The organism is Ferviditalea candida (assembly GCF_035282765.1).
GTDB lineage: Bacteria > Bacillota > Bacilli > Paenibacillales > KCTC-25726 > Ferviditalea > Ferviditalea candida.
Window position 1 is genome coordinate 1 of the sequence record NZ_JAYJLD010000075.1, and the last position, 3,260, is coordinate 3,260.

General features: G+C 53.4%; 4 protein-coding genes. All 4 read right to left on the minus strand.

The window, feature by feature from the left end:
• Positions 1 to 141 precede the first annotated feature (141 nt).
• Complete coding sequence (locus tag VF724_RS20975; RefSeq protein WP_371756183.1) at positions 142 to 363, minus strand: DUF5348 domain-containing protein; 222 nt, start codon at positions 361 to 363, stop codon at positions 142 to 144.
• A gap of 14 nt (positions 364 to 377) precedes the next feature.
• Positions 378 to 1,181 (minus strand): ExeA family protein, encoded by an 804-nt coding sequence (locus tag VF724_RS20980; RefSeq protein WP_371756184.1) that lies wholly within the window; start codon positions 1,179 to 1,181, stop codon positions 378 to 380.
• Complete coding sequence (locus VF724_RS20985) at positions 1,178 to 2,560, minus strand: DDE-type integrase/transposase/recombinase (RefSeq protein WP_371756185.1); 1,383 nt, start codon at positions 2,558 to 2,560, stop codon at positions 1,178 to 1,180. The genes VF724_RS20980 and VF724_RS20985 overlap by 4 nt, the downstream gene beginning before the upstream one ends.
• A gap of 174 nt (positions 2,561 to 2,734) precedes the next feature.
• Positions 2,735 to 3,260, minus strand: a 526-nt coding sequence (locus VF724_RS20990; protein WP_371756186.1) for a DUF6431 domain-containing protein, incomplete at its 5' end; no start/stop codon positions are given.

Here is a 3,260-nt window from a genome sequence, read left to right on the forward strand (position 1 = left end):
TGTCATCAGCCACTTTAATTGACAGTGAATTCGGAACCGCCAATGACGGTGGTTTTTTGTTTTCGTCACCGACGTCAGTGTGGCGATCAGGATTCGCCTACGGACATGATGGCATAAAGAAAACCTGCTCGCAAGAGCAGGTCAGTTCATTAACAGCACCCGGTATTTTATCTTCGTGTGAAGCCAGAACTTTGTGCCGCCGAATGCAACGTACCATTCGGTATCCAGTTCAAGACTGGCCGGGTAAAATACGCCGCCGAGCTCGAAGAGAAGAGGATCACCGCAATGCAAGGGGTACAAAACCTTCGCTCCGTCATAAACGCGCCAGCGCCGGGTTTCACCGTGAAATCGGAGTTCATACATAATCGGTCATCTCCTCACTGTTCCTTAAACTCGCTCAAGACACGGGTAACGTGGATCGCATCAATGAGCTTGTCTTTTCGGAGTACGGCGTCCAGGAGAGCGGCAGTACAGACGTTATTTATCTCCCGACTAATCCCCCGGGTATGGGCGTAGATGGCATCCATGGCCTCCGTCGTAAAAACCGGATGGGTGCTTCCGGCCACTTCCAATTGGTGCGAGATATAGTCACGACTCTCCTGCAGCGACAGGCCCTCCAGATGAAAGCGCACGTTCATCCGCTGCGTAATCGGCTTAAAGACACGCAGTTGCAATGTAGCCTGTAGTTCCGGCTGTCCAATCAGAAGCAGGGCCAGCGGCGAAACCGAATCCATCTGGAAGTTGGTGAGAAAACGAATCTCCTGAAGCATGTCGCCCGAGAGCAAGTGGGCTTCATCGACGACAATCACGGCAACCTTCTGCTGGTTTTCATACAGGTCCCAGACCAGATGCTGGAACTGCCGCTTGGCTTCACTGCGCAGAAATTTGGGTGGCAGTCCAAAGTGGTGCAGCAGCTCGCGGTAGAAATCCCTTGGCTTCAGATTAGCGTCAGAGACGTACATAAACCGGTATTTATTCGCATCAAGCTGGTCTTTCAGGCAGCGGATGGCCGTCGACTTGCCGCAGCCAATCTCGCCGGTGACACAGCCAATCGACCTTGTCATCACCATATACTGCAGCCGCGCCACACATTCTTCAAACCGCTGGGAGCGGTGAAGATGCCGGGTTTCAATCTCCCTCGTAAACGGAGTCCGATCCCAGCCAAAGAAACTGCGGATCATGGACGCTTCACCTCTTTCAGCGCCAGAGATAATTCCGCAGCCTGCGCCTCGCGGATCTGCCGGTTTTGCTCCTCGGCTAACAGTTCCACATAATTAAGCCCCGTCTTAGGAGGTTTCTGGATCGTCTCCGGTTCTGTCTTCTTCGTCTTCTGCCTCGGATCCCGGAGCTTCAGCGGCCTCGCATCCTGAAAACGGACACCGTCATTCCACACTTGGATCAACGCCAGATCATGCGGATCAAACCGTACTTGAATCTGCAAACCGGCGAGCTTGGTCTCTACCTCGTATGTGCAGCCAAGCAGGGAAATACATCCCGTTTTATCGACCTTTCGGGTTTCTTCGAGCAAAAATATTTCGGCAAGCTCATGGGGTGGCAACGAGCGAATCGGGTGATCGTCCTTATGGTATCGATCAATCGGCCGTTGCTTGAAGCTGTTATGGATCTTCTGGTGGTAGGCGACCTCCAGCCAGGCTGAGAAAAACCGGTTCAAATCGGCCAATGTCCGGATTTTTCCTTGTTCAATCAAATCGTACGCTTCCGGTACAAAGCTTTGGTCAACAAAGCGGAAAAACTTCTCCTGTTTTCCTCGTCCTTGGGGCCGACCGGGCTTGGTATGCTTCAGTTCGGTTCCCAGCCGACCGCAGATTCGCTCAAAATGGTGCGAGGAATAAATGGCTCCATTGTCTACATAAATCATTTCGGGAACGCCATGCTTCAGGATCGCTTTCTTTAGGCAATCTTCGAGCCGCGCGACCCGTTCCTCGAAATAAAACTGACCATGTACGCATAGACGCGAAAAATCGTCGATGAATATGACCAGATACGCCATCGCCTTCTTTCCGGGTTTGTCCGGATGCGGAAGATAAATCGTATGCTGGACATCGCCCTGCCACACGCTATTTCGGTGTGTGGCCTCGAATCGGCGGAACTGGCTCCATCCTGTATTCATGAGCGCTTTGCGCGTCATGCCGCGGCGCCTGAGTTGCTTGCTCAGCGTACTTTCCTTGAGAACACCGGGGGCTACGTACTGTGCCAGCTCCAGAATGGCAATAATTTGCCTGACACTCCGGCCCGGCTGTTCCTGTTTCAAGGCAATGGCTTTGGCAAGCACGTCATCCGGGATTTCCCTGGCCCCAAGTTTGTCTGCCCGTGGTGACGGCATGAGCGCATCCCAGCCCCCGGTGCGGTAAGCTTGAACATAACGTTCGAGCGTACGCAAACTAATCCGTTTTTCTTCTCCGACCGGCGTTTCATACACATGGCTCACAATGTCGCGCATTAGCGCCATCTGCTCCCCGGCCCCAAGCTTTCGACTAACCAGTGGGGCAATCAGGCCATAACGAAAGTTGGCCACTTGTTGTCGTTCTTGTTCGTTCATGAAAAAACTCCTCTCCCGTCAATCTTACGGGAGTATCTCATAACCCTTGCGACTTGGGGAGGAGGCATATGTTGTGGGATTGGGGATCAAGTCCCCATTGAAGGGGCAGATGGACAACGATGGCTGCGGCGATTGGGGTTTGTCGGAATCGTTGACGGAAGGTAGATGCTTTCTTTACAGCCGTACTGCCTCCGGCAGCCAGATATTCAGCAACGTCCAATACCCCCGCCTCCATGACCCTGCGGGGGAATAAACAGATAACAATTTTTCAAGCCAACTTAGCGTGTCTGCCGTTGTTGGAGCGATCTTGGCGGGATAGATTCGGAGCAGGTCTCCATCGAAGCCCGAGGAGACCAGTTGGCCTGCAACCCAAAGCGCTGCTCCCGCCGCCCTGTGAAGGTACCTTTTCCACCATCGCTTCAGAGTCCGGCGACTATACCAAACCGGCGGTGCAGTTGTGCTTTCCGTTGCTTGATGCCAGGTGAATCCCTTCTGTCGGCGGGTCATTGCCGCTTCTCGAACCCAGGTGGCAAACCGTGCCCAAGGCACCAGAAAATCCGGCAGGAGGGAGATCGTCTTCCCACATTCCGGACAATACTGGCGGTAGATGGGGATTCGGATGACTTCTTGTTTTGTCGTAACCGACCGGAAGTACCGTCCATGTTTATGCAGATGACGTCCGCAATCCTCGCAGCAAATC